The sequence below is a fragment of the Pseudomonas sp. 2848 genome, from assembly GCF_003253945.1.
In the GTDB taxonomy this organism is placed as follows: domain Bacteria; phylum Pseudomonadota; class Gammaproteobacteria; order Pseudomonadales; family Pseudomonadaceae; genus Aquipseudomonas.
In genome coordinates, this window is the sequence record NZ_QKZD01000001.1 from 510865 (window position 1) to 536440 (window position 25576).

General features: G+C 64.2%; 24 protein-coding genes. 12 read left to right on the forward strand and 12 right to left on the reverse strand.

Annotated elements, in window-relative coordinates:
* The first annotated feature begins 1 nt into the window (after position 1).
* The 5 genes from lepB (at position 2) to pdxJ (ending at position 4206) form a co-directional block, all read left to right on the forward strand.
* The gene (lepB, locus tag DFS21_RS02350; RefSeq protein WP_046856839.1) at positions 2-856 is read left to right on the forward strand and encodes a signal peptidase I; all 855 of its coding nucleotides are present in this window, start codon (positions 2-4) and stop codon (positions 854-856) included.
* A gap of 159 nt (positions 857-1015) precedes the next feature.
* Entirely contained in the window at positions 1016-1705 is a 690-nt protein-coding gene (gene rnc, locus DFS21_RS02355; protein WP_023630413.1) for a ribonuclease III, read from the forward strand.
* Positions 1698-2600, forward strand: a complete 903-nt coding sequence (gene era / locus DFS21_RS02360; RefSeq protein ID WP_028690122.1) for a GTPase Era — start codon at positions 1698-1700, stop codon at positions 2598-2600. The genes rnc and era overlap by 8 nt, the downstream gene beginning before the upstream one ends.
* A 137-nt stretch (positions 2601-2737) precedes the next feature.
* Positions 2738-3421 (forward strand): DNA repair protein RecO, encoded by a 684-nt coding sequence (recO, locus tag DFS21_RS02365; protein WP_110697766.1) that lies wholly within the window; start codon positions 2738-2740, stop codon positions 3419-3421.
* 62 nt (positions 3422-3483) lie between these two features.
* Positions 3484-4206: a pyridoxine 5'-phosphate synthase gene (pdxJ, locus tag DFS21_RS02370; protein ID WP_371926760.1), complete on the forward strand. Its 723-nt coding sequence runs from the start codon at positions 3484-3486 to the stop codon at positions 4204-4206.
* Positions 4207-4279: 73 nt separating this feature from the next.
* Here pdxJ and DFS21_RS02375 read toward each other — a convergent pair whose 3' ends face one another.
* The gene (locus tag DFS21_RS02375; RefSeq protein WP_110697770.1) at positions 4280-5665 is read right to left on the reverse strand and encodes a heavy metal sensor histidine kinase; all 1386 of its coding nucleotides are present in this window, start codon (positions 5663-5665) and stop codon (positions 4280-4282) included.
* Positions 5662-6336 carry a heavy metal response regulator transcription factor gene (locus DFS21_RS02380; protein ID WP_102681616.1) on the reverse strand — a complete coding sequence of 225 codons (675 nt, stop codon included), beginning with the start codon at positions 6334-6336 and terminating at the stop codon, positions 5662-5664. Before DFS21_RS02380 ends, DFS21_RS02375 begins: the two co-directional genes overlap by 4 nt.
* Positions 6337-6611: 275 nt before the next feature.
* On the opposite strand from DFS21_RS02380, the gene DFS21_RS02385 reads away from it, so the two are divergent.
* Positions 6612-6815 (forward strand): hypothetical protein, encoded by a 204-nt coding sequence (locus DFS21_RS02385; protein WP_102681617.1) that lies wholly within the window; start codon positions 6612-6614, stop codon positions 6813-6815.
* A 69-nt stretch (positions 6816-6884) separates the two neighbouring features.
* On the opposite strand, the gene cmoB is transcribed toward DFS21_RS02385, so the two are convergent.
* The 7 genes from cmoB to DFS21_RS02420 all read right to left on the reverse strand — a co-directional run bounded on the left by cmoB (position 6885) and on the right by DFS21_RS02420 (position 17863).
* The gene (cmoB, locus tag DFS21_RS02390; RefSeq protein WP_111531751.1) at positions 6885-7841 is read right to left on the reverse strand and encodes a tRNA 5-methoxyuridine(34)/uridine 5-oxyacetic acid(34) synthase CmoB; all 957 of its coding nucleotides are present in this window, start codon (positions 7839-7841) and stop codon (positions 6885-6887) included.
* A complete protein-coding gene (gene cmoA, locus DFS21_RS02395; RefSeq protein WP_111531752.1) occupies positions 7838-8581 on the reverse strand; it encodes a carboxy-S-adenosyl-L-methionine synthase CmoA in 744 nt (247 codons plus the stop codon). Before cmoA ends, cmoB begins: the two co-directional genes overlap by 4 nt.
* A gap of 89 nt (positions 8582-8670) precedes the next feature.
* Positions 8671-9063, reverse strand: coding sequence for a protease inhibitor I42 family protein (locus DFS21_RS02400; RefSeq protein ID WP_110697776.1), 393 nt, complete (start codon positions 9061-9063; stop codon positions 8671-8673).
* A gap of 138 nt (positions 9064-9201) precedes the next feature.
* Positions 9202-11622 (reverse strand): endopeptidase La, encoded by a 2421-nt coding sequence (lon, locus tag DFS21_RS02405; protein WP_110697778.1) that lies wholly within the window; start codon positions 11620-11622, stop codon positions 9202-9204.
* A gap of 154 nt (positions 11623-11776) precedes the next feature.
* Entirely contained in the window at positions 11777-14188 is a 2412-nt protein-coding gene (locus tag DFS21_RS02410) for a glucose/quinate/shikimate family membrane-bound PQQ-dependent dehydrogenase (RefSeq protein WP_110697780.1), read from the reverse strand.
* Between the two features lie 31 nt (positions 14189-14219).
* Positions 14220-15566: a carbohydrate porin gene (locus DFS21_RS02415; protein WP_110697782.1), complete on the reverse strand. Its 1347-nt coding sequence runs from the start codon at positions 15564-15566 to the stop codon at positions 14220-14222.
* Between the two features lie 248 nt (positions 15567-15814).
* Positions 15815-17863: a TonB-dependent receptor gene (locus tag DFS21_RS02420; protein WP_111531753.1), complete on the reverse strand. Its 2049-nt coding sequence runs from the start codon at positions 17861-17863 to the stop codon at positions 15815-15817.
* 321 nt (positions 17864-18184) lie between these two features.
* On the opposite strand from DFS21_RS02420, the gene DFS21_RS02425 reads away from it, so the two are divergent.
* Complete coding sequence (locus tag DFS21_RS02425) at positions 18185-18406, forward strand: VF530 family DNA-binding protein (protein WP_102681624.1); 222 nt, start codon at positions 18185-18187, stop codon at positions 18404-18406.
* Positions 18406-19032 (forward strand): Pr6Pr family membrane protein, encoded by a 627-nt coding sequence (locus DFS21_RS02430; protein WP_111531754.1) that lies wholly within the window; start codon positions 18406-18408, stop codon positions 19030-19032. The genes DFS21_RS02425 and DFS21_RS02430 overlap by 1 nt, the downstream gene beginning before the upstream one ends.
* Before the next feature lie 430 nt (positions 19033-19462).
* Here the strand turns inward: DFS21_RS02430 and fdxA are convergent, their stop codons facing one another.
* From fdxA to DFS21_RS02445, 3 genes are all read right to left on the reverse strand, one after another.
* A complete protein-coding gene (gene fdxA / locus DFS21_RS02435) occupies positions 19463-19786 on the reverse strand; it encodes a ferredoxin FdxA (protein WP_023629582.1) in 324 nt (107 codons plus the stop codon).
* 139 nt (positions 19787-19925) lie between these two features.
* Entirely contained in the window at positions 19926-22499 is a 2574-nt protein-coding gene (mutS, locus tag DFS21_RS02440) for a DNA mismatch repair protein MutS (RefSeq protein WP_111531755.1), read from the reverse strand.
* Between the two features lie 121 nt (positions 22500-22620).
* Positions 22621-22824, reverse strand: a complete 204-nt coding sequence (locus DFS21_RS02445) for a hypothetical protein (protein WP_102681627.1) — start codon at positions 22822-22824, stop codon at positions 22621-22623.
* Positions 22825-22936: 112 nt separating this feature from the next.
* Between DFS21_RS02445 and DFS21_RS02450 the strand changes: the two genes are divergently transcribed.
* From DFS21_RS02450 to DFS21_RS02465, 4 genes are all read left to right on the forward strand, one after another.
* Positions 22937-23683, forward strand: coding sequence for an XRE family transcriptional regulator (locus DFS21_RS02450; RefSeq protein WP_082337656.1), 747 nt, complete (start codon positions 22937-22939; stop codon positions 23681-23683).
* Positions 23684-24144: 461 nt separating this feature from the next.
* Entirely contained in the window at positions 24145-24492 is a 348-nt protein-coding gene (locus DFS21_RS02455) for a phage holin family protein (protein WP_110697790.1), read from the forward strand.
* 25 nt (positions 24493-24517) lie between these two features.
* Entirely contained in the window at positions 24518-24706 is a 189-nt protein-coding gene (locus tag DFS21_RS02460; protein ID WP_110697792.1) for a Com family DNA-binding transcriptional regulator, read from the forward strand.
* 9 nt (positions 24707-24715) lie between these two features.
* Positions 24716-25546, forward strand: a complete 831-nt coding sequence (locus tag DFS21_RS02465; protein WP_110697794.1) for a putidacin L1 family lectin-like bacteriocin — start codon at positions 24716-24718, stop codon at positions 25544-25546.
* The last annotated feature ends 30 nt before the right edge of the window (positions 25547-25576 follow it).

The following is a 25576-nucleotide window of genomic DNA, read 5'->3' on the forward strand; positions in this document are numbered from 1 at the left end:
TATGTCGCTAAATTTCCCGCTGTTGCTCGTCATCGCCGTCGCTGTCTGCGGTCTGTTGGGTCTGATCGACCTGCTGTTCCTGGCCCCGCGCCGGCGGGCGGCGATCGCCAACTACCAGGGCAGCGTCAGCCAGCCTGAAATGGCCGTGGTCGAACGCCTGAACAAGGAACCCTTGCTGGTTGAATACGGCAAGTCGTTCTTCCCGGTACTGTTCATCGTGCTGGTGCTGCGTTCGTTCCTGGTCGAGCCGTTCCAGATCCCTTCGGGGTCGATGAAGCCGACGCTGGAAGTGGGCGACTTCATCCTGGTGAACAAGTTCTCCTACGGCATTCGCCTGCCGGTGATCGACAAGAAGGTCATCGAGGTGGGTGATCCGCAGCGCGGGGATGTGATGGTGTTCCGCTACCCGAGCGACCCCAACGTCAACTACATCAAGCGTGTGGTCGGCCTGCCGGGCGACGTGATCCGCTACACCGCCGACAAGCGGCTGTTCGTCAATGGCCAGGCGATTGCCGAGCAGCTGGTCGGCAGCGAGCCGGGCACCCTGGGCAGCGCCGAGCTGTACAAGGAAAAGCTCGGTGAAGCCGAGCACCTGATCCGCAAGGAAATGACCCGCTATCGCATGCCGCCGGACCAGCAGTGGACCGTGCCGGCCGGTCACTACTTCATGATGGGTGACAACCGCGACAACTCCAACGACAGCCGTTTCTGGGATGATCCGAACATTCCCAAGGAACTGCACGGCATGGTTCCGGACCGGAATATCGTCGGCAAGGCCTTTGCGGTCTGGATGAGCTGGCCAGAGCCGAAACTCAGCCACTTCCCGAACCTGTCGCGGGTCGGGCTGATCCATTGAGTAACGACGGCGCTGTCCATGGACGGCGCCGATTGCATTTCTGACATAGGCTGTGTTCTCAGGGAACGAGGCTTTCGCCGTGCCGGCGTCTGACCACAGTCAAACCGTCTTTCAGGATGTTGATTTGAACAACGCGTTGAACATTGCCGGGGTCGCCCCATGAGTGGTTCCCTTGCACGCCTGGAGCGCAAGCTCGGCTATACCTTCAAGAATCAGGACCAGATGCTGCTGGCCCTGACCCATCGCAGCTACGCCGGGCGCAATAACGAGCGCCTGGAGTTCCTGGGCGATGCCATCCTCAACTTCGTGGTCGGCGAGGCGCTGTTCGAGCGCTTCCCGCAGGCGCGTGAAGGCCAGTTGTCGCGTCTTCGCGCCCGTCTGGTCAAGGGCGAGACCCTGGCGCGGCTGGCCCGCGGCTTCGACCTGGGCGAATACCTGCGCCTGGGCTCGGGCGAGCTGAAGAGCGGTGGTTTCCGTCGCGAGTCGATTCTTGCCGACGCCCTCGAGGCCCTGATCGGGGCGATCTACCAGGACGCCGACATGCAGACCGCACGCGAGCGAATCCTCGCCTGGCTGACCGACGAGTTCGATGGCCTGACCCTGGTCGACACCAACAAGGACCCCAAGACGCGCCTGCAGGAGTTCCTGCAGTCGCGTGCCTGCGAGTTGCCACGTTACGAAGTGGTGGATATCCAGGGCGAACCGCACTGCCGGACCTTCTTCGTCGAATGTGAAGTGGTCCTGCTGAACAAGAAAAGCCGCGGCCAGGGCGTGAGCCGGCGTATCGCCGAGCAGGTCGCCGCCGCCGCCGCATTGATCGCCCTGGGCGTGGAGAATGGCAATGACTGAGAATACTTCGACCCGCTGCGGCTATGTGGCCATCGTCGGTCGCCCCAACGTGGGCAAGTCCACGCTGCTCAACCACATCCTCGGCCAGAAGCTGGCGATCACCTCGCGCAAGCCGCAGACCACCCGCCATAACATGCTCGGCATCAAGACCGAGGGTGACGTGCAGGCGATCTACGTCGACACCCCCGGCATGCACAAGGCCAACGACAAGGCGCTGAACCGCTACATGAACCGCAACGCCTCGGCAGCCTTGAAGGACGTCGACGTGGTGATCTTCGTGGTCGACCGCACCAAGTGGACCGACGAGGACCAGTTGGTGCTGGAGCGCGTGCAGTACGTGACCGGCCCGTTGATCATCGCGGTCAACAAAACCGACCGCATGGAAGAGAAGGCCGAGCTGATCCCGCATCTGCAATGGCTGCAAGAGCAGCTGCCGAACGCCGAAGTGATGCCGATTTCCGCGCAGCAGGGGCACAACCTCGAAGCGCTGGAAGCCCAGATCGCCAAGCACCTGCCCGAGAACGAACACTTCTTCCCCGAAGACCAGATCACCGACCGCAGCAGCCGCTTCCTGGCCGCCGAGCTGGTGCGCGAGAAGATCATGCGTCAGCTCGGTGCCGAGCTGCCGTACCAGATCACCGTGGAGATCGAGGAGTTCAAGCAGCAGGGCCATGTGCTGCACATCCATGCGCTGATCCTGGTTGAACGCGATGGCCAGAAGAAGATCATCATTGGCGACAAGGGCGAGCGCATCAAGCGCATCGGCTCCGAGGCGCGCAAGGACATGGAAGTACTGTTCGACTCCAAGGTCATGCTCAACCTGTGGGTCAAGGTGAAGGGCGGCTGGTCCGACGACGAGCGCGCCCTGCGTTCGCTGGGTTACGGCGACCTGTAAACCCTTCGGCGGCACTGCCTCTGCTCCTGTGGGAGCGGCGATGCGGCGGCCCGACTTGCCTCGCGATGGTGAACGCGGGGCAAGTCGGGCCCCTCAACGCCGCTCCCACAGTCATGTCCGATATCGAGTGGTCTGTGATGGAACAACCCACCCCCCAGCCGGCCTACGTGCTGCACAGCCGCGCCTACAAGGAAACCAGTGCGCTGGTGGACTTTCTTACCCCGCAAGGCAAGGTACGCGCCGTGCTGCGCCGGGCGCGGGGCAAGGGCGGTAGCCTGGTGCGGCCGTTCGTGCCGCTGGAGGTGGAGCTGCGCGGGCGCGGCGAGTTGAAGAACGTCGGCCGTCTGGATGCCGTCGGTATTGCCGCCTGGTTGCACGGCGACGCGCTGTTCAGCGGGTTGTACCTCAACGAACTGCTGATGCGCCTGCTGCCCGCCGAGGCGCCGCATCCGGCGCTGTTCGAGCACTACACCCTGACCTTGCAGGCCCTGGCCGCCGGGCGTGCGCTGGAGCCGCTGTTGCGCTCCTTCGAATGGCGCCTGCTGGATGAGCTGGGTTATGCCTTCACCCTGGACCATGACGTCAACGACAGCCCTGTGGTCGCCGAAGGCCTTTATCGCCTGCAGGTGGATGCGGGCCTTGAGCGGGTCGAACTGTTCCAGCCCGGTTTGTTCAAGGGCGGCGAACTGCTGGCCCTGGCCCAGGCCGACTGGGAGGCGCCTGGCGCCTTGCTTGCCGCCAAGCGCTTGATGCGCCAGGCACTGGCGGTCCACTTGGGGCCCAAGCCATTGGTCAGCCGGGAACTGTTTCGCAAGCGCTGAGCACGACGTATGCTGTGGCCCTCAACTTTCAGGAGTGCCCCTTCGTGACTCACAGCAACCGCATGCTTCTCGGCGTCAACATCGACCACGTGGCGACCCTGCGCCAGGCCCGGGGCACCCGCTATCCAGACCCGGTCAAGGCCGCCCTGGACGCCGAGGAAGCGGGTGCCGACGGCATCACCGTGCACCTGCGCGAAGACCGCCGGCACATTCAGGAGCGCGACGTGCTGCTGCTCAAGGACGTGCTGCAGACCCGCATGAACTTCGAGATGGGCGTCACCGAAGAGATGATGGCCTTCGCCGAGAAGATCCGCCCGGCGCATATCTGCCTGGTGCCGGAAACCCGCCAGGAACTGACCACCGAAGGCGGCCTTGACGTCGCTGGCCAGGAGGCGCGGATCAAGGCGGCTATCGAACGCCTGTCGCGCACCGGTGCCGAGGTGTCGCTGTTCATCGATGCCGACGAGCGGCAGATCGAGGCCTCGCGCCGTGTCGGCGCCCCGGCCATCGAGTTGCACACCGGCCGTTACGCCGATGCCGAGACGCCGACCGAAGTCGCCGAGGAACTCAAGCGCATCGTCGATGGCGTGGCGTTTGGGGTTGGTCAAGGCTTGATCGTCAATGCCGGTCATGGCCTGCATTACCACAACGTCGAGGCCGTGGCCGCGATCAAGGGCATCAACGAGCTGAACATTGGCCATGCGCTGGTGGCCCATGCGCTGTTCGTCGGCTTCAAGGCCGCGGTGGCCGAGATGAAAGCGCTGATCGTCGCCGCTTCGCGCTGAGTCAATCGCGAGGTAAGTCCCTCCCACAGGCTTGCTGGAGCTTCTGTGGGAGCGGGCTTGCCCCGCGATAGCTTTACTCGGCCTTGAATACCAAGGTGAACCGCGTCGGCCCTTCGACCTGGCTCGTGACCTCGACCCGCCCCCCATGCAATTGCATGATCGACTTGACGATCGCCAACCCCAGCCCGGTTCCGCCCTCCAGCCGTGAACGCCCGGCTCCTGCCCGGTAAAAGCGTTCGAACAGGTGCGGCAGGTGCGTCTCGTCTATTCCCGTGCCCTGATTCTGTACCCACACGGCAATCTCGTTGCCCAGCCGCTCGATACCCACGGCGACCGGCTTGCCCTCTGGGGCATGGCGAATCGCATTGCTCAGCAGGTTCGACAGCGCCCGCTGGAACATCAACCGGTCCACCAAAGCCGTGCCCCAGCCTTGCAGGTGCAGGGAAATGCCCTTGAGCTCGGCACTGAAGGCGAACAGTTCACTCACCCGGGCCACTTCGTCCGCCAACGTCAGTGGCGTCAGGGCAACCTGGGTCTGCGGCTGGCTGACCTGGGCGAGGAACAGCATGTCGTTGATGATGCGGTTGAGGCGGGTCAGTTCCTCGACGCTGTCTTCGAGCGCTTCGCGGTACTTGTCGCCGTCACGCTCGCGGGCCAGGGTCACCTGGGCCTTGCCCATCAGGTTGCCGATGGGCGTGCGCAGCTCGTGGGCCAGGTCGTCGGAGAACTGCGACAGTTGGCGCACGCCCTGGTCGAGCCGGTCGAGCATGACGTTGATGGCGCGCGCCAGGTCGGCCAACTCACTGGGCAGACCTTGGTCGGGCAGGCGGTGTGCCAGGTCCTGGGCCGAAACCTGCCCGGCGATCCGGCGAAAGTGCCGCAACGGGCGCAGGCCGCGCTGCACCAGTTTCCAGGCGGCGATGCCGATCAGCACCAGCAGCAGCGGCAGGGCCAGCAGGGTCGAGTGCAGGTAGGCTTGCAGCAGGCTGTTGTCATCGCTGCGGTTGAGTGACATCAACACTTTTACCGGGGTGTCGTCGCGCAGGCGCATCAAGCGGCTGGCGGTGAGGATCTGATTGTCGCCGTCGTCGCGCCAGGCATGGAAGGTCAGCCGTTCGTCCGCTTCGAGGTTCAGCAAGTGCTGGGACTGCATGGCCGGGCCAAGGCTGAGCAGCGCTGGATGACGGCCATTGACGGCCAGCACGCTGAGGCTGAGGTTGTCATGGCCCATGACCAGGTCGAGCAGGGGGTGGGCCCGGGCGCTGAGGTCATCACTGCGCAGGTCCACCCGCAGGTTGTGCTCGACCTGCTGCATCTTGCGCGTCAGGTCCTTGCGTGCCCGGCTATCGAGTTCATGGTCGAGGGCGAATACCGCCAGGCACGCCAGCAGCAGCACCAGCGCCGCGCCCAGCAGGGTGACGCCCAGGCCCAGGCGCAACGACAGGCTGGGGCGCTTCACGCCCGCGCCTCGAGCACGTAGCCGACGCCGCGCAGGGTATGGATCAGCTTGTCGTCGAAGGGGTCGTCGATCTTCGCCCGCAGGCGGCGGATCGATACCTCCACCACGTTGGTGTCGCAGTCGAAGTTCATGTCCCACACCAGCGAGATGATCTGGGTACGTGACAGCACTTCGCCGCTCTGGCGCATCAACAGGTGCAGCAAGGCGAACTCCTTCGCCGTCAGATCGATGCGCTGGCCGTTACGCCAGGCGCGGTGTCGGCCGGGGTCGAGCTCGAGGTCGGCGACCTTCAATGTGCTCGGCTGCAGGCGCTGGTCGTTGCGCCGGAGCAGGCTGCGGATACGCGCCAGCAGTTCAGGGAATTCGAACGGCTTTAGCAGGTAGTCGTCCGCGCCGAGGTCCAGCCCCTTGACCCGATCGGCGAGCCGGCCGTGGGCGGTGAGCATCATGATCCGCGTGGACGACTCGGCGCGCAGGCGCTGTAGTACGCCCCAGCCATCGAGCCCGGGCAAGTTGACGTCGAGGATCACCAGGTCGTAGGGCTGCTGGCGGGCCAAGTGCAGGCCGTCGGTGCCGGTGTAGGCGCAGTCGACCACATAGCCGTTTTCGCGCAGGCCTTGCTGCAGGTAGTCAGCGGTACGGGGTTCGTCCTCGATGATCAGTAGGCGCATGGTCGGGCTCTGTGTGGAAAGGGGCGATTCTCGACCCTGTAGTGACATCAGGGTCAAGCGGCGAGGATGTTACTGGATGCGAATGGCGATAAGAGGAGGATTGCTGATTTGTAATCTGCAGGTCATATGGGCGACAGGCTTGTCGTCATCGCGGGGCAAGCCCGCTGCCACGCGTATCTGTGGGGATTTCAGGACTGTAATGTCCGCCTCACCTTGCTGTTAGCTGCGCCTTGCCATGATGGCCCTGTCGAAACGGTTATCACGAGGCAAGCACGATGAACCTGACCAAGTACTTGCTGCTGGCGATCCTCGCCCTGGGCAGCACCAACGTTTTCGCCGAGGGTGGCGCGGAGCGTTCCAAGCAATTCTGGCAAGCCTTCCGCGAGGACCAGGCGCGTCTGCATGGCGACAAGCAGCAGGCCGTGGCCGAGCGTGAGCGCAAGGCCGAAGAGAAGGCCCGCGAGCTGGCCAAGGATTGAGCACCACACGCCTGCGCCGCGACAGCTCCTCGGCGCAGGTGAGCCTGGGCGCCCGAATGGGCGCCTTTTTTATTTACGCGCCAGCAATGTGGCGCGGCGTGGCGCCGGCAGGCCTTCAATGGTCTTGCCGTGGTCATTGGGGGCGAGGAAATCGCCAAGCGACTGGTAGCGCATCCACTCGGTGCTGCGTTGTTCCTCGACGCTGGTGACGCTGACATCGACGCAGCGCACATCGCTGAAGCCGGCGCGGCGCAGCCAGCGCTCCAGGGCTGGCACCGACGGCAGGAACCATACGTTGCGCATCTGCGCGTAGCGGTCCTCGGGCACCAGCACCTGGTTTTCGTCGCCCTCGATCACCAGGGTTTCCAGTACCAGCTCGCCACCCTTGACCAGGCAATCCTTGAGCGCCAGCAAATGCTCGATGGGCGAGCGGCGGTGGTAGAACACGCCCATGGAGAATACGGTGTCGAAACCTTCGAGGTTGGCCGGCAGTTCTTCGAGGGCGAACGGCAGGTGCCACGCCGGCAGGTCCGGCAGGTACTGCTGCACGGCCTGGAACTGGCAGAAGAACAACCAGTTGGGGTCCACGCCGACGACCATGTCGGCGCCGGCACCGAGCATGCGCCACTGGTAGTAGCCGTTACCGCAACCCACGTCGAGCACGCGTTTGCCCTTGAGATCCAGGTGCGGGCCGACCCGCGACCATTTCCAGTCCGAGCGCCATTCGGTATCGACATGCACGCCGAACAGGTCGAACGGGCCCTTGCGCCAGGGCGACAGGCCCATCAGCGCCTGGCGCATCTGCGCCCGGGTGGCATCGTCGCAGGCGCAGTCCAGGCGCAGGCCGTCGACCAGGTCGATTTCGCTTGGGGTCAGTCGCGGCAGTGCCTCGAGGGCGCCGCGCCAGCGATCGAGGTCGCCGTGGCCTTTTTCCAGCTTGCTCTCGAGTTGCGCCTGCAGGCCTTGGGACCAGGTGGCAAGGGGTGTGCCCGCCAGGCGGCGGACAAGGGGGGACAGATCGATCATGGCAGGGCTATCAGCGAGGCAAAGTTGAGGCATTGGAACCAGGGCACGACCTTGGAGAAGCCGGCGGCGCGCAGGCGCGCTTCATGGGTTTCCAGGGTGTCGGGTTTCATCACGTTCTCGATGGCGCTGCGTTTCTGGGCGATTTCCAGTTCGCTGTAGCCATTGGCACGCTTGAAGTCCAGGTGCAGTTCGTTGAGCAGTTCCTGCTCCTGGGCGTCGGTGAAGCGCAGTTTCTCCGAGAGAATCAACGCGCCGCCCGGCAAAAGTGCCTGGCGGATGCGGGCAAGCAGGTCCAGTCGCTGTTCGGGGGCGACGAACTGCAGGGTGAAGTTCATTGCCACGACCGAGACCGGCTCGAAGGGCAGGGCCAGAATATCGGCCTCCAGCACCTGCGCCGGCAGCAACTCCTGGAACATCGAGTCCTGGGCTGTGAGGTACTGTCGGCAGCGCTCGACCATGGCCGCCGAGTTGTCCACCGCGATCACCCGGCAGCCGTCTGCGCGCACATGGCGACGCAGCGCCTGGGTCACTGCGCCCAGCGAGGCGCCGAGGTCGTACAGCGCGGAGTTGGGTTGGGCGAAGCGCGCGGCAAGCACGCCGAGGTTCTCGACGATGGTCGGGTAACCGGGCACCGAGCGCTTGATCATGTCCGGGAACACCTGCACCACGTCTTCGTTGAAGACGAAGTCGGGCACCTGCTCCAGGGGTTGGGCGAATAGGCGGTCGGGTTGTTTGCTCACGGTGGGTCCAGGCGGCTGGCAATCTACAGGGGCGGCATTCTAGCCAAACCACGGCAAGCTTGCATGACTGGCTGACCGGCGCCGTGCGCTCAGTTGACCCGAATGGCGCAATCGAAGGTCTGTACGGGACGTACTTCCGGGGCCCAGGGCTGCTGGTAGACCAGGATCAGGTGGCCCTCACCAGCGGCCTTGGCCTGGAAGCGCCAGCTGGAGAGGCCGCCGCTGCCGACGATGCCGGCTTGCTCCGGAGAGCTGTACACCTCAGGGCCGAGGCTGCGCAGGATCTCCGAAGCCGGGTTCTGCACCAGCCAGCGGTAGCCGGTGGTGGGGTTGCTTGGCAAGGTGAGGGTCAGGGTCTGGCCGACCTGCAGGCGCTTGGGGCATTCGCTTTCGCCGTCCAGTTCGACGGTGCGTTGCGGTTGCTGGACGCAGGCGGTGAGCAGGGCCAGGGCGGCGGGGACGAGCAGGCGAGGGAGGGACATGTTGGCTCCTGAAGCTGGAATGGCCTGAGGATAACCGAAGCTGTCGGAAGTTTGTGTGGTGGTGGCGGATTCATCGCGGGGCCAGCCCGCTCCCTCAGCGTATGCGTGGGAGCGGGCTGGCCCCGCGATGACGGGCTGTCAGAACAGCACTTTCGCCACGTCGGCAAAGCGCTTGGCAAAGTGCACGCTCAGCCCGTCCTTCAGATACTCGGGCAGTTCTTCGAAATCGCCACGGTTGGCCTCCGGCAGAATCAGTTCGAAGATCTTCTGTCGCCGCGCGGCGATCACTTTCTCGCGGACCCCGCCGATCGGCAGAACCTGGCCGGTCAGGGTCAGCTCGCCGGTCATGGCCACGCCTTTCTTCGGCGGCTGGTCGCGAGCCAGCGACAGCAAGGCACTGGCCATGGTCACGCCGGCGCTGGGGCCATCCTTGGGGGTTGCGCCCTCGGGCACGTGCAGGTGAATGAACGCCTCGTTGAAGTAGCCGGGCGTGCCACCGAACTGCTTGAGGTTCGAGCTGATGAAGCTGTATGCGATCTCCGCCGACTCCTTCATCACGTCACCCAACTGCCCGGTGAGCTTGAGACCGCGGTTGAGGCTGTGGATGTGGGTGGCCTCGATCGGCAGGGTGGCGCCGCCCATGCTGGTCCAGGCAAGGCCGGTGATAACGCCCTTGCCGGCCAGCACCTGCTCGCTGCGGAACACCGGCATGCCCAGGGCGGGCTCGAGGTCCTTGGCGGCAATCTTGAGCTTGGCGTCCGGGTCTTCCAGCAGTTTGACCACCGACTTGCGCACCAGCTTGCCCAGCTGTTTCTCCAGCTGGCGCACACCGGCTTCGCGGGCATAGCCCTCGATCACCGCGCGCAGCGCGGCGTCGTTGATGCTCAGGCTGGTCTTGGCCACGCCGGCCTTGTCCAGCTGCTTGGGCCATAGGTGGCGCTTGGCGATGGCCAGCTTCTCTTCGGTGATGTAGCCGGAAAGGCGGATCACTTCCATGCGGTCGAGCAAGGGGCCGGGGATCGAGTCCAGGGTGTTGGCGGTGCAGACGAACAGCACCTTGGACAGGTCCAGGCGCAGGTCCAGGTAGTGGTCGAGGAAGTCGACATTCTGTTCCGGGTCGAGGGTTTCCAGCAGCGCCGAGGCCGGGTCGCCCTGGTAGCTCTGGCCCATCTTGTCGATCTCGTCGAGCATGATCACCGGGTTCATCACCTCGACCTCCTTCAGAGCCTGCACCAGCTTGCCCGGCTGGGCGCCGATGTAGGTGCGGCGGTGGCCCTTGATCTCGGCCTCGTCACGCATGCCGCCGACGCTGAAACGGTAGAACGGCCGGCCCAGGGATTCGGCGATGGACTTGCCGATGCTGGTCTTGCCTACCCCGGGCGGACCCACCAGCAGCACGATGGAGCCGCTGATCTCACCCTTCCAGGCGCCGACGGCAAGGAACTCGAGAATGCGTTCCTTGATGTCGTCGAGCCCGGCGTGGTGGCGGTCGAGTACCTTGCGCGCGTGCTTGAGGTCGAGCTTGTCCTTGCCGTACACACCCCAGGGCAGCGCGGTGGCCCACTCCAGGTAGTTGCGGGTGACGGCATACTCCGGCGAGCCGGTTTCGAGGATCGCCAGCTTGCCCATCTCCTCGTCGATGCGTTTTTTCGCTTGCTCGGGCAGGGTCTTGCCCACCAGGCGCTGTTGGAACTGCTCCACGTCGGCGCTGCGGTCGTCCTTGGTCAGGCCCAGCTCCTGCTGGATGACCTTGAGCTGTTCCTTGAGGAAGAATTCGCGTTGGTGCTCGCCGATCTGGCGGTTCACCTCGGCGGAGATCTCGTTCTGCAGGCGGGCGACCTCGACCTCCTTGCGTAGCATCGGCAGGACCTTTTCCATGCGCTTGAGCATGGGCACGCAATCGAGCACTTCCTGCAGCTGGTTGCCGGTGGCCGAGGTGAGGGCGGCGGCGAAGTCGGTCAGTGGCGACGGATCGTTGGGGCTGAAGCGGTTGAGGTAGTTCTTCAGTTCCTCGCTGTACAGCGGGTTGAGCGGCAACAATTCCTTGATCGCGTTGATCAGGGCCATGCCGTAGGCCTTCACTTCGTCGGTGGGCTCCGTCGGCTGGCGTGGGTAGTCGACCTCCACCAGGTAGGGCGGGCGGTGGTGCTTGAGCCAGGTGCGGATGCGCACGCGGGTCAGGCCCTGGGCGACGAACTGCAGCTTGCCGCCTTCGCGGCTGGCGTGGTGGACCTTCACCAGGGTGCCGTATTCGGGCAGGGCCTTGGTGTCGAAGTGGCGGTGGTCTTCCGGTGGGGTGTCCATGAAGAACAGCGCCAGGGAGTGGTGCGGGGTCTTGGCGACCAGATCGAGGGTTTCGGCCCAGGGTTCTTCATTGACGATCACCGGCAGCACTTGCGCGGGGAAGAACGGGCGGTTGTGGATCGGGATCACGTAGACCTTGTCCGGCAGTTGCTGGCCGGGCAGGGCGAGATGGTGACCGGGGGCGGTCGCGGGATCGAGATGTTCGACTTCGCTGTGTTCGTCGGGGTGTTCCGGGAAATCCTGCTGGTCGCTCATGGGGCACCTGCGTGAATGGCTATGGTGCTTAGATGGGGCGGTGGTTGGCAGGTTTCAATGGTAGACGAAGGGGGGAGAACTGCGGAGGGAAACAATAGCGGGGCAAGCCCGCTCCCTCGATGGGAGCGGGCTTGCCCCGCGACAGGCGTGACGCTTACTCAGCCAATTTGTAAGCGATGATGTAGTCGCCCATTTTCGTGCCCAGCGAGCCATGGCCGCCTGCAGTCACCAGCACGTACTGCTTGCCATCCTTGCCGGTGTAGCTCATTGGCGTGGCCTGGCCGCCTGCCGGCAGGCGAGCCTTCCACAGCTCCTGGCCGTTCTTCACGTCGTAGGCGCGCAGGTACTGGTCCAGGGTGCCGCTGAGGAAGCCGACACCGCCGGCAGTGACGATCGAGCCCCCCATGCTTGGCACGCCCACCGGCATGCCGATCGGTACCGGGGTGCTGTCACGGGTGGTGCCGTTCTTGTGCTTCCACACCACTTTGTTGGTGAACAGGTCGATGGCTGCCACGTAGCCCCAGGCCGGCGCCTGGCACGGAATGCCCAGCGGCGACATGAACGGATGCATGGTCACGGCGTACGGCGCACCGGTGTTCGGCTGCACGCCGCTGGTCTCGCTTTCGCGCTTGCTGCCTTCTGCGACCTGCTCGCGTGGGACCATCTTCGACACGAAAGCCATGTAGTTCGGCGAGGTGAAGAGGATCTGGCGCACCGGGTCGACCGAGACGCTGCCCCAGTTGAACACGCCGACGTTGCCCGGGTAGACCAGGCTGCCCTGCTCGGAGGGCGGGGTGTACTGGCCTTCGTAGCGCAGGCTGCGGAACTGGATGCGGCAGAGCATCTGGTCGAACGGCGTGGCGCCCCACATGGCCTGTTCGGTCAGGTCAGGGCCGAGCAGGTTGAGGTCGGAACGGGCCTGGGTCGGTGCGGTGTGGTCGCCCTTGACCGCGCCTTGGGGGACCGGGATCTCGCGGATCGGCACGATCGGCGTACCGTCGCGGCGGTCGAGCACGTACAGGCTGCCTTGTTTGGTCGGCACGATGACCGCCGGCTTGACGCCGTCGTCGGTCTTCAGGTGCACCAGGGTGGGCTGGCTGCCGACGTCCATGTCCCACAGGTCATGGTGGGTGAACTGGTAGTTCCAGCGCGCCTTGCCGGTGGCCAGGTCCAGGGCGACGATGCCGGCGCTGTACTTTTCGGCGCCGGGGGTGCGGTCGGCACCCCACTGGTCGGGCGTCTGGTTGCCCAGCGGCAGGTAGATCATGCCGAGGTCTTCGTCGACGCTGGCGATCGACCACATGTTGGCCGAGTTGCGGCTGTAGAACTTGCCGTCGGCCAGGGGCTTGGTGTCTTCGGGGTTGTTGCTGTCCCAGTTCCACACCAGATGGCCGTCGTGCACGTCGTAGGCGCGGATTACGCCGGACGGTTCGTTGGTCGATTCGTTGTCGGTCACATGGCCGCCAATGATCACCAGGCTGCGGGTGATCGCGGCCGGCGAGGTTGAGTAGTAGCCACCGGCGGTGAACGGGCCGATGCCACGGGTCAGATCGATCACGCCCTGGTTGGCGAAGCCTTCGCAGACCTTGCCGGTGTCGGCGTTGATAGCGATCAGGCGGGCGTCGGCGGTGGGCAGGTAGAGGCGGCGCGGGCAGGCCTGAGCCACGGCAAGGCCTGCGTCGGTGATCTTCGGCGCGGGGCTGCCATCGCGGCTGACGTAGCTGTTCTCGTCATAGTACGAGACGCCGCGGCAAGTCATGTGGGCGAAGCCCTTGAAGGTGCCGGTGGGGCTCTTGACCTGCGGGTCGTAGCGCCAGATCTCGGCGCCGGTGTCCGGGTCAAGCGCCAGCAGGCGGCTGTGGGCGGTGCAGGCGTAGAGCATGCCGTTGACCTTCAGCGGCGTGTTCTGGTTGGTCAGCTCCACCGGGTCGTTCTCGGTCGGCAGGTCGCCGGTGCGGATGCGCCAGGCCTCTTCCAGGCGGTAGGCGTTCTGCGGGGTGATCTGGCGCAGCGGCGAGTAGCGGTCGCCATGCTCGGTGCGGCCGTAGGCCTGCCATTCACCGTCGGGCATGGCCGGGGCGGCGCTGCCCATTTCGCTGTTGTCGCGGGTGAACTCGCCACGGATCTCGCCCGGGTGGGTGAACTGGCTGGCCAGGGCGGTGGCGCCGGAGGCGACCACGGCGACGCTGAGCAGGGCAGTGTTGACCTTCGATGCAGGGCCCACCAGTGGGCGGCGCGCCCACGGCAGCAGCAGGACCACGCCGATGGCGAACCAGATGGCCAGGCGCGGTACCAACTGCCACCAGTCAAGGCCCACTTCCTGCAGCGCCCAGGCGGTGCTGCCCAGCAGTACCAGGCCATACAGGCCCAGGGCGATGCGACGCTTGGCCAGCAGCAGGATGCCGGACAGGGCGAAGCCGATACCGGCAATCAGGTAGTAAAGCGAGCCGCCCAGCTGGCTCAGCTTGATGCCGCCGGCCAGCAGGGCCAGGCCCATCAGCAGCAGCAGCACGCCCATCAGGCGCGGTAGCCAGCGGGTTCCATTCTTGGCACCGTCAGTGCTCATCGTCTGTTCTCCGTAGTGTGAAAGGGTCGGGTTAGAAACTGCTCTGGATCTTCAGGCCGCCGATCAACGCGTCGTCGACCCGCGACACCCCGCCCGGATGGCGGATGTACTGCAGGTTCGGGCGTACGGTGAGCCAGTCGGCCAGGTGGATGCCGTAATAGAGTTCGGCGCTGTACTCGGTGTCCTGCACGGGCAGGAAGCCGGGGTTGTCGTAGTTGTCCAGGCTGTTTGCCTGGTTGATGAGGCGGGCGTTCTTGCGGTAGCCGGGGTTGACGTGCACGCGGGCCAGGGCGAAACCGATGTCGTCCTTGGCGCGGGCATCGAACGGCCCTTTGTAAACCACACCTGCCTGCACATAGTTGTCGATGGCATTGGTCTTCTTGTCGTGCACCGTGGCGTTGGCGAACAGGCTCAGGCCGCGCGACTGGTCGGAGGCCAGCGCGGTCACCTGCTGCTGGGCGCCGAGCCACAGACCGTGCTTGCTGGAGCTGCTGCGATAGGCGGCGTCGCTGATGGCGGCCGGCGTACCGTTGCTGTCCTTGAGTACATCCTGTGCCTTGGCATTACTGTAGTAGTAGCCGGCGCGATATTCCCCTTTCAGGCCATTGACCCGTGGGCTCCAGACCAGTTCGATCGGCATCACCGCGCCCTGGGTGCCGCTGCCGCTGAGCTTGAAGCCGTTGCCGCTCTCGAGGTTAGAGGGGTTCTGTTCGAACACCCCAACCTGGGCGTAGAGCGCGTCATTGAGGTTGTAGCGCACGCGCAGGGCCCACTGGCTGACCGGCCAGTTGTACCAGATGCCGCCGGCCCAGTTGCCCACCTGCGAGCCGCAGAACGCCAGGTTCTGGAAGTCGCAGGGGAAGCTGTTGAAGTCCTCGCCTTCGCCGAAGCGGCCGAATTTCACGTCCAGCGCGCCATCGAAGTATTTCTGCTTGATCCACATCTGCGTCAGTCGCCAGGTCTGGCCACGGCCCCAGACTTCCTGGGCCGAGGTGAAGCCGCCGACGCGCGGGTCGTTGATGCGGTCGTTGCTGATGTTGTTGCCGTGGCGTTCGGTGACGGTCAACTGCATCTCGGTGTCGTGCCAGCCGAGGATCTTCTGCAGGTCCATGTTCACGCCGAAGGTGAACTGGTCGCTGTAGCGTGCGGCGCGGTCGTGGCTGTAGCCGCCGTGCAGGTTGCTGCCCATCTCGCCGGTGTAGCCGAGGGTGAAGTCGTAGCCCTTCTCCAGCAGTTCGCTGCGGGTACCGCCCCAGTCGCCGAGCATCCACTTCGAGTCCTTGGCGAACATTTCGCTGGCACTGGTGGCAGGGGACAGGGCACCGAGGAGGGTGGCGAGGGCGAGGCCGGAGTAACGGGTATTGGGCAGCTGGAGCATGAGATAGCGCTATCTTTTGATTGTTGAGGAAACGGCAAGCGCAACGAGGCGTGAAAGCATCGAAGGGAAATGGCTGCGTTTGAGGAACGATGAAGCGATTCAGCTTGCGGCGGGGAGGATATAGGGGAAGTTGTAAGAAAAAAAGACAAAATGTCGCAGGGGATTGTTGCTGATGGCGTAACAGTCACCTTCCCCATCGCGGGGCAAGCCCGCCCCCCAGCGTGGGAGTGGGCTTGCCCGCGATGCCGTCAGAACGAGGTGCGCAAGCCAACCTGCACACTACGCCCCGGCGCCGGCGCGATATCGCGCAGGATCGAGCTGGCATAGCGCACGGTCTGGTCGGTGAGGTTCTCGCCGCGCACGAACGCCAGCCATTCACTCTGGCCGATGTCGAAGCGATACCCCAGGCTTGCGCCAAGGGTGGTGTAGCCGTCGGTGCCGGTTTCGTTGGCCGGTTTGCGCCGTTGCGACGCGGCATGCTGTACATCGACCCGCGCTTGCCAGCGATCCAGTTCCCAGACCAGGCCGCTGTTCAGGCGCAGCGGTGCGATACGCGGCAGCGGCTCGCCGCTGTCGAGGTTCTTGGCCCGGGTGTAGTCGCCGGACAGTTCCAGGGCGAAGCTGCCGTAGCGATTTTCCAGCAACTTCCAGCGGTCCTGGGCCTCGATACCGTAGAAGCGTGCGCGCACACCCTGGTAGGCATACTCGGGGATATCACCGTGATCGTGATCATGGTCGTGGTCATGATCGTCGCCATGGTCGTGATCATGGCCTTCACGCAGGTTGCCGGTGCCGATCAGGCCGATGTAGTTGCGAAAATGGCTGTAGAACACACCGACGCTGCCCTTGTGGGTGCCGTTGTCGAAGCGCAGAGCCAGGTCGCCGGAGATGGCCTTTTCCTTGTTCAGGTTCGGGTCACCGATCTCGTAGGCGCCGGTCGCCACGTGGGCGCCGTTGGCATACAGCTCGTAGAAAGTTGGCGCGCGCTCGGTGTAGCCGAGGTTGGCGGCCAGCGACCAGATCGGGTCGAGCTGGTACACCGCGCCCGATGACAGACTGAAGGCATTGAAGCTGCTGGCGCTGTCGGCTCCGGCAAAGGTTTCGTTGCCCTTGGCATCCGGATCGACCCGGGTGTGTTCCATGCGCGCGCCCAGGCTCAGGTTCAGGCGCTCGGTGGCCTGCCATTGCTCGAGCAGGAACAGCGCCAGGCTGTCGGTGTCGGTGTGCGGGACAAAGGCTTCCTCGCCCAGTGCGGAGAACTCGTTGCGGCTGACCTGGGCACCGATCACGCCCTCGACCGGCCCCAGCGGCTGGTGGCGGGCCTCGATGCGCGCTTCGTAGCCCTTGTTCTTGAAGGTGGTGTGCACGTCACCGCTTTCGATTTCACGGTGCTGGTAGTCGGTGTAGCCGGCATCGACCTTCACCGAGCTGAATGGTCCGTCCAGGTCGCGCAGTTCCGAGGCGAAGCCGTAGTGGTCCTGCTGCATGTCCAGGCGCACGCCGGGCTCGGCTACCGAGCCGTAGTTGCTGTCATAGCGGCTGTAGGACAGGCCGGTATAGCCGTGATCCCAATGATAGGAACCACCGATCGCGCCGCCGTCCTGGCGTCCGTCGCTGTTTTTCAGGCGGTGCTTGCTGCCGGGCTCGTCGGCGTCGCGCACCTTCGAGCTGCGGGCATAGCCGGGGATGCGCAGGTCGTTGAACTGGCGGCTGTTGGCATCCAGGTGCAGGGCGAAGGCGCCGTTGCCGGCCTCCAGTTTGCCCGCACTGCTGCGCGTGGTGTCGGCACCGCCGTAGCGCAGTTCGCCCGCGCCATGGATGCCTTCAATGGGCGAGTCGGGGATGCGGTTGTCGAAGGTGTTGACCACCCCACCGATGGCGTTGCCGCCGTAGAGCAGGGCGGCCGGGCCGCGGACGATCTCGACCCGCTCGACGGTCACCGGGTCCAGCGGCACGGCGTGGTCGTAGGACAGCGACGAGGCGTCCAGGGCACCGACGCCGTTGCGCAGGATACGAATGCGGTCACCGTCCAGGCCGCGGATTACCGGGCGGCTGGCGCCAGGGCCGAACCAGGTGGAGGCGACACCAGGCTGTTTGTTGAGGGTCTCGCCGAGGCTGCCCTGTTGCTGCTGCAGCAGGTTGTCGCCTTCAAGGACGGTGCTCGGGGCAGCCAGTTGGGCGTTGCCCAATGGGTTGGCGGTAATCACCTGGGGTTGCAGTTCCACGGCCTGGCTGGAAGTCGAGGCCAGCCAGAGCGCGACGGCAAGGGGGGAGAGGTGCAGCGGCATGTGACGCATGGGGATGTGGCGTTCCTTGGCAGATTCTTTGTGTTGTTACAATATAACATCACTATTTCAGCACAAGGCTTCCCGTGCTTGCCAGTGGTTTTTGTCCAGTGCTCCGGTCGTGCCGCTTGGGAGCCTCTGAATCGCGGCGGGCAACCATGGCCCATCAGGTTCGGCACGTTGCAACGAATGTAGGAGCGGATTCATCCGCGATGCGCCGCGTGGGCGGCGCTCGATTGTCCGGACGGCGCAGTTTTGTCGACGAACGCATCGCGGATGAATCCGCTCCTACACTCATGTAAGGTGCGCACCTTCCCGAACCTGGAGCACTGCATGAGCACGGCCAACCATAACGCGCTGCACGGCAAGACCCTCGAACAGATCCTCACCGAGCTGGTGGCGCACTATCAGTGGCAGGGTCTGGCCGAACGCGTCGACATCCGCTGCTTCAAGAGCGATCCGACGATCAAGTCGAGCCTGACCTTCCTGCGCAAGACCCCCTGGGCACGGGAGAAGGTCGAGCAGCTGTACGTGAAGCTGCAGCGCAAAGGCTGATGCCGCGCCGGCCTTGGCTTGCCCTGGCGGCTGTGCTCGGCTGGGCGGGGCTGGCGATCCAGCTGTACCTTGTACTGCTGGCACGTTGGCAGGAGCAGGCCAGCCTGGTCGGCGGGATGGTCAACCTGTTCTGCTATTTCACCGTGCTCAGCAACACGCTGGTGGCCACGGTGCTCAGCCATGCCGCGTTTGGTCGCGAGTCGGCGGCCAGGCGCTGGTTTCTTTCCCCGGTGGTCAGTTCGTGCGTTGCGGCCAGTATCGTGTTGGTGACGCTGGCCTACAGCCTGTTGCTGCGCCACTTGTGGCAACCCCAGGGCTGGCAATGGCTGGCGGACGAATTGCTGCACGACGTGATGCCGCTGCTGTTCATCCTGTACTGGTGGTTCGAGGTGCCCAAGGGGCGGCTACGGCTCTGGCATCTGGCAGCCTGGGCACTGTACCCGATGCTGTATTTTGCCTTCGTGCTGCTGCGCGGGCATGAGATCGGGGTGTATCCCTACCCGTTCGTCGATGTGGCGCGGCTGGGCTATGGGCAGGTACTGATGAATGCAACAGGGGTGCTGGCAGGGTTCTGGGCGATCGGGCTGGTGCTGCTGGGGCTGGACCATTGGCGAGGACGGCATTGAGGCAGCAGCACCCTCGGCAAAAGTGTTTATTTCGCCACCCTCGTAGTATCGCGTGTAAGCATTCGCTTACTCGTCATGTAAGTGATTGCTGTAGGGATCAGTAAATCAAAGTCGTTTCCAGTGGCGTAATTTTTACAAGTACTTGAAATATATGTTTTTTATAAATTTCAGAAGATGTTACGCCTGAATCATCCTGAGATATTCGTTGCTTGTCCCAAGGCCGGGAATCGCTAGTATTCGAACTGTGTCTACGGACTGACACAGGCTCTCACGGATGATGGCCAAGGACATCGCGGGACGCGATTCATCAGGACGATGATTGGGACATACAGGGACTACGGAAAAAATGTGGGCGGGTCAAACCGCCCCTTTTTTTGTCTGCTGAAAATGAAAAAAGGCCCTCGCGGGCCTTTTTCGTACCTGGGCGCTGTCAGCGCTCCAGATCGGCAATCTTGCCAGGCTTGCCATCCCACTCTTCGGCGTCCGCCAGGGCGTCTTTCTTCTCGGTGATGTTCGGCCAGATTTCGGCCAGCTCGGCGTTCAGCTCGATGAAGTTCTCCATGCCGGACGGCACTTCGTCTTCCGAGAAAATCGCCTGGGCCGGGCACTCAGGCTCGCACAGCGCACAGTCGATACATTCGTCCGGGTGAATCACCAGGAAGTTCGGGCCTTCGTAGAAGCAGTCCACCGGACAGACTTCCACGCAGTCGGTGTACTTGCATTTGATGCAGTTGTCGGTGACGACGAAGGTCATTTCTAATTCTCTCCTCAGGCGACGGCAGCTTGCCCTTCCTTCCAGGGCAGCGCGGTTCACGGTGCTGGCTGCAGACCAGGCTAATAACCTGCAGCCTTCGCAAACCGCGCCGGATTCTACCAGCTTGCGCGGTGGGCCGTTATAACAGGTTTTTCAGTTGATATAGCATTTCGATAGCTTGGCGCGGCGTCATGTCGTCCAGCTCCAGCTTGCCCAGCTTCTCGATGGCCGGGTGTGGCAGGCTGGCGAACAGGTCGCTCTGGTGCGGCACGTGAGGCGTATTGTCGCGCGGCGTTGCAACCGGCGCTTCATGGGGCAGGCTGGTGGTCTCCAACCGGCCCAGGTGCTCGCGGGCACGCTGGATCACCGCCGCCGGCACGCCCGCCAGTTGCGCCACGGCCAGGCCGTAGCTTTGGCTTGCGGGGCCCGGCAGCACATGGTGCAGGAACACGATGCGTTCATTGTGTTCGGTGGCATTCAGGTGCACGTTGGCCACCAGCGGCTCGCTGTCCGGCAGCACGGTCAGTTCGAAGTAGTGGGTGGCGAACAATGTGTAGGCGCGCAGCTGGGCCAGGCGCTCGGCGGCGGCCCAGGCCAGCGACAGGCCATCGAAGGTGCTGGTGCCGCGGCCGACTTCGTCCATCAGCACCAGGCTGCGGTCGGTGGCGTTGTGCAGGATGTTGGCGGTTTCGCTCATCTCGACCATGAAGGTCGAGCGCCCGCCGGCCAGGTCGTCGCTGGAGCCGATACGGGTAAAGATACGGTCCACCGGCGACAGCTCGCAGGCGGCTGCCGGGACGAAGCTGCCGATGTGCGCCAGCAGCACGATCAGCGCGGTCTGGCGCATGTAGGTGGACTTACCGCCCATGTTCGGGCCGGTGATGATCAGCATGCGCGTGCTGTCGTCCAGGCCCAGGTCGTTGGCCACGAATGGCGTGGTCAGCACCTGCTCGACGACCGGGTGGCGGCCCTGCTCGATGCGCAGGCACGGCTCATCGACGAAGCTTGGGCAGTTCAGGTCGAGGTTCAGGGCGCGTTCGCCCAGGTTGCTCAGCACATCCAGCTCGGCCAGCGCCGCGGCGCTGTCCTGCAGTGGCGCCAGGTGCCCGATCAGGGTTTCGAGCAAGGCATCGTAGAGCATCTTCTCGCGCGCCAGGGCACGGCTCTTGGCCGACAGCGCCTTGTCCTCGAACGTTTTCAGCTCGGGGGTGATGAAACGTTCGGCGCCCTTGAGCGTCTGCCGGCGGATATAGTCGGCGGGTGCCTGTTCGGCCTGCTTGGTCGGCAGCTCGATGAAATAGCCATGCACGCGGTTGTAGCCGACCTTGAGGTTGGCCAGGCCCGTGCGGGCCTTCTCGCGGGCTTCCAGGTCGATGAGGAACTGGCCGGCGTTCTCGCTGATCGACAGCAATTCGTCCAGTTCGCTGTCGTAGCCGGTCTTGAGCACGCCACCGTCGCGGATCACCGCCGGCGGGTTATCGATGATCGCCCGCTCCAGCAGGCCGGCCAGCTCCGGGTAGGTGCCGGTGATCGCGGCCAGGCGCGCCAGGTGCGGTGCCTCCAGTTCGGCCATGGCGTTCTGCAGCTCGGGCAGGGCGCCGAGGGCGTCGCGCAGGCGCGCCAGGTCACGCGGGCGGGCGTTGCGCAGGCCGATGCGCGCGAGGATCCGCTCGATGTCGCCGATTTCCTTGAGCTGCGGCTGCAGCTTTTCGAAGCGATAGCCGTCGAGCAGGCAGCGGATCGAGTCCTGGCGCGCCTTGAGCACCTTCAGGTCGCGCAGCGGACGGTTCAGCCAACGGGTCAGCAGGCGGCTGGCCATGGCGGTCTGGCAGCGGTCGATCACCGATTGCAGGGTGTTGTCGCGACCACCGGCCAGGTTGATGTCCAGCTCCAGGTTGCGGCGGCTGGCGGCATCGAGGATGACGGTATCGTCAAGGCGCTCGTGGCGCAGGCTGCGCAGGTGGGGCAGGGCGGTGCGTTGGGTTTCCTTGGCATAGCTCAGCAGGCAGCCGGCGGCGCCGATGGCCAGGGTCAGCTTGTCGCAGCCAAAGCCCTTGAGGTCCTGGGTGGCGAACTGCTGGCAAAGGCTCTTGCGTGCCGAATCACGGTCGAAGTCCCACGGGGCGCGGCGCCGTGCGCCACGGCGCTTCTCCGCTGGCAGGCCCTGCGGCCAATCATCCGGGATCAGCAGCTCCACCGGGTTGATGCGCTCGAGCTCGGCCAGCAGGTTCTCCCAGCCCTTGATCTCCTGCACGGTGAAATTGCCGCTGGTGATGTCCAGCACCGCCAGGCCGAACAGCCGCTCGTCGCCGAGCAAGGCGGCAATCAGGTTGTCGCGACGCTCGTCGAGCAACGCCTCGTCGCTGATCGTGCCCGGGGTGATGATGCGCACCACCTGGCGCTCCACCGGGCCCTTGCTGGTAGCCGGGTCGCCGATCTGCTCGCAGATCACCACCGACTCGCCGAGCTTGACCAGCTTGGCCAGGTAGCCTTCGAGCGAGTGGAACGGAATCCCGCACATGGGAATCGACTGGCCCGCCGACTGCCCGCGGGCGGTCAGGGTGATATCCAGCAGTTTCGCGGCTTTCTTCGCATCTTCGTAGAAGATCTCGTAGAAGTCGCCCATGCGGTAGAACATCAGCTGGTCCGGGTGCTGGTTTTTCAGCTTCCAGTACTGCTGCATCATCGGGGTGTGTGCGGAGAGATCAGACATTCAGGGCCTTACAGCGGGTGGTCTGGTGGCAAATTTCGAAACCGTCAATGGTACAGGCTTTTTCCGCTGGGCGCAGGTTGGATGGGTGGGGCAAATCTGCGCGGGCTGTCAGGCGTCGGCCCTAGCCCGGGTGGCCGAAGAACTGGTTGAGGAGGATCAGTTCCATGATCACCACCAGCACGCAGAACATCACGAAGCCTCGGCTAAAGACTCGCCGTGGCCGTTCAAAGGACGGCCAGTCCTGGATGTTCAGGGCCGCCATCAACGCAATGATCAACCCGACAAGCAGGTAGGTGGGCCAGCGGCGTCGCGGCGAAAGGTCCATGCCGTTTTCCGATCCATGGTGAGGGATGGCGACGATAGCGATGGCCCGGGGGAGGGGCAACCCTTGTTTTCCGCTTGCCTGGCCATTGCATTTGCGCTGTTACGGTTGCATTATGCGCATTATGCAAAAACGCAACGTAGCCTCCGTACTTAGAGAACTGCTCGCCCGCCACGGCCTGTCCCCGACAGAGCTGCATCGGCGCACGGGTGTACCTCAATCTACCCTGTCGCGGATTCTCAGCGAGAAGATCGTCGATCCTTCGGACAAGCACGTCTCGAAGATCGCCGAGTACTTCGGCGTGAGCACCGACCAGTTGCGCGGCCGTGTCGAACTGGGCGAGTCCCGTGACGCGGCCCCGCTCGCCCAGGGCCACGCGGCCCTGAGCGATATCAGCCTGTGGGACGATGAAACCCCCGTCGAGGACGACGAGGTATCCGTTCCTTTTCTTCGTGAGGTCGAGTTGGCAGCAGGATCAGGAAGATTCGTCATCGAGGAAAGCGAGAACGCTCGCTTGCGCTTCGGCAAACGCAGCCTGCGTCACAATGGCGTGCAGTTCGACAACGCCAAGTGCGTGACGGTGCGTGGCAACAGCATGCTGCCGGTATTGCGCGATGGCGCCACGGTCGGGGTCAACACCGGTAAAAGCACCATCGGCGATATCATCGACGGTGACCTTTATGCCATCAACCACAATGGCCAGCTGCGGGTGAAACAGGTGTACCGCCTGCCTACCGGCATTCGCCTGCGCAGCTTCAACCGTGACGAGCACCCCGACGAGGACTACAGCTTCCAGCAGATGCAGGAAGAACAGATCAGCCTCCTCGGTCACGTTTTCTGGTGGGGCATGTACGCCCGTTGATCCCCAGCCCTCGATAAAAACCCGCCTTGGCGGGTTTTTTTTCGCCTTCAGAAACCCCCTACACCCACGTCAGATCAGGCCTCCATGCATAAGAGCAAAGGCTGATGCATAAAAATTTGAATTTGTGCATTGACTGCATATGCATGAATGCATAAAATGTATCCCAAGCCGGACGAAACCGGTTGAGAAGCAGGCAGCGATGAACAGGCCTCGACTGTTCAGAGGGTTGGCAACTGGCCCGGGTGTGCAGCGTAAAGCACCACGATCAGTTATCCGGCGGGCAGGCGGCCGCGGTCGGAGTCACCAATTTGAAGCGCAACCGCACGGCGTCACCAGTCGTGGCCGGCGGTTACACCGCGCATTACTGAAAAGCCTGCAAGGCGGGCTTTTTGGAATGCCGAGTCAAGCCAATCACGACCCGCCGGTCTGTCGCTGGCGGGCAACACGCAGGAGACAGGAACGTGACGAACGAGCAACAGACGTTGCTGGAGATGCCGCTCTGGCTGGTGATCCTCCTGGCATTGCTGGGCGGACTTTCCGGCGAGATGTGGCGCGCCGACAAGGCCGGCGCCCGTGGCTGGGGGCTGCTCAGGCGGCTGGCGCTGCGCTCCGGGGCCTGCATGGTCTGCGGGGTGTCGACGGTCATGCTGCTGTACGCCAGCGGCATGTCGATCTGGAGTGCCAGCGCCTTTGGCTGCCTTACCGCCATGGCCGGCGCTGACGTGGCCATCGGCCTTTATGAGCGCTGGGCCGCGCGGCGGCTGGGTTTGGGCGAGCAGTCCACAGTGGCGCACCAGGACGAAGAATGAACGTGGCAACAAGGAAGAGAGGCGGATGTTCAACGAATTTCGCTGCGGTAAATGCAACCGCTTGCTGGCCCGCATCGGCGGGTCGGCGTTGGTCCAGATCAAGTGTTCGCGGTGCGCGACCTTGAACCACATGAAGGCCACGGGCCTCGACAACGTGCCGACGAGCGATCAGGACGGGCCGCAGAGCCCGGCTCCCCTTCAATCGATTCAGTAGGAGAAACACATGGCAGGTCGTACCCGCATTCCTTTCAACGGCGTCGGCACTTCGGTGCTGCCCGCTTACCAGACCCTGTCGGCGGGCCAGTACCTGCTGTCGCCCAACCAGCGCTTCAAGCTGCTGCTGCAGGGCGATGGCAACCTGGTGATCCAGGACAACGGCGCCACCGTCTGGGTCGCCAATGAACAGCAACCTTTCAGCTCGACCATCCCCTTGCGCAACAAGAAGGCCCCGCTGGCCTTCTACGTGCAGTACGGCGCCTTCCTAGACGACTACTCGCGGCGCCGGGTTTGGCTGACCGACAACAGCACTTTCACCAGCAAAGACCAGTGGAATCGCACCCACCTGGTACTGCAGGACGACGGCAACATCGTGCTGGTCGACTCCCTGGCGCTGTGGAACGGCACATCGGCTATCCCGCTGGTGCCTGGCGCGGTGGACTCGCTGCTGCTGGCGCCTGGCTCCGAGCTGGTTCAGGGCGTGGTGTATGGCGCGGGCACCAGCAAGCTGGTGTTCCAGGGCGACGGCAATCTCGTGGCCTATGGCCCGAACGGCGCGCCCACCTGGAACGCCGGCACTCAAGGCAAGGGCGCCGTGCGCGCAGTGTTCCAGGGTGACGGCAACCTGGTGATCTACGGCACTGGCAACGCGGTGCTGTGGCATTCGCACACCGGCGGCCATGCCAGCGCGGTGCTGCGCCTGCAGGCCAACGGCAGCATCGCCATCCTCGACGAGAAACCGGTGTGGGCGCGCTTCGGCTTCCAGCCGACCTATCGCCATATCCGCAAGATCAACCCTGACCAGAAGCCGATCGACATCTGGACCTGGCACTTCTGAGTCGGGCGCCGGGCCTTTGCGGGCCCGGCC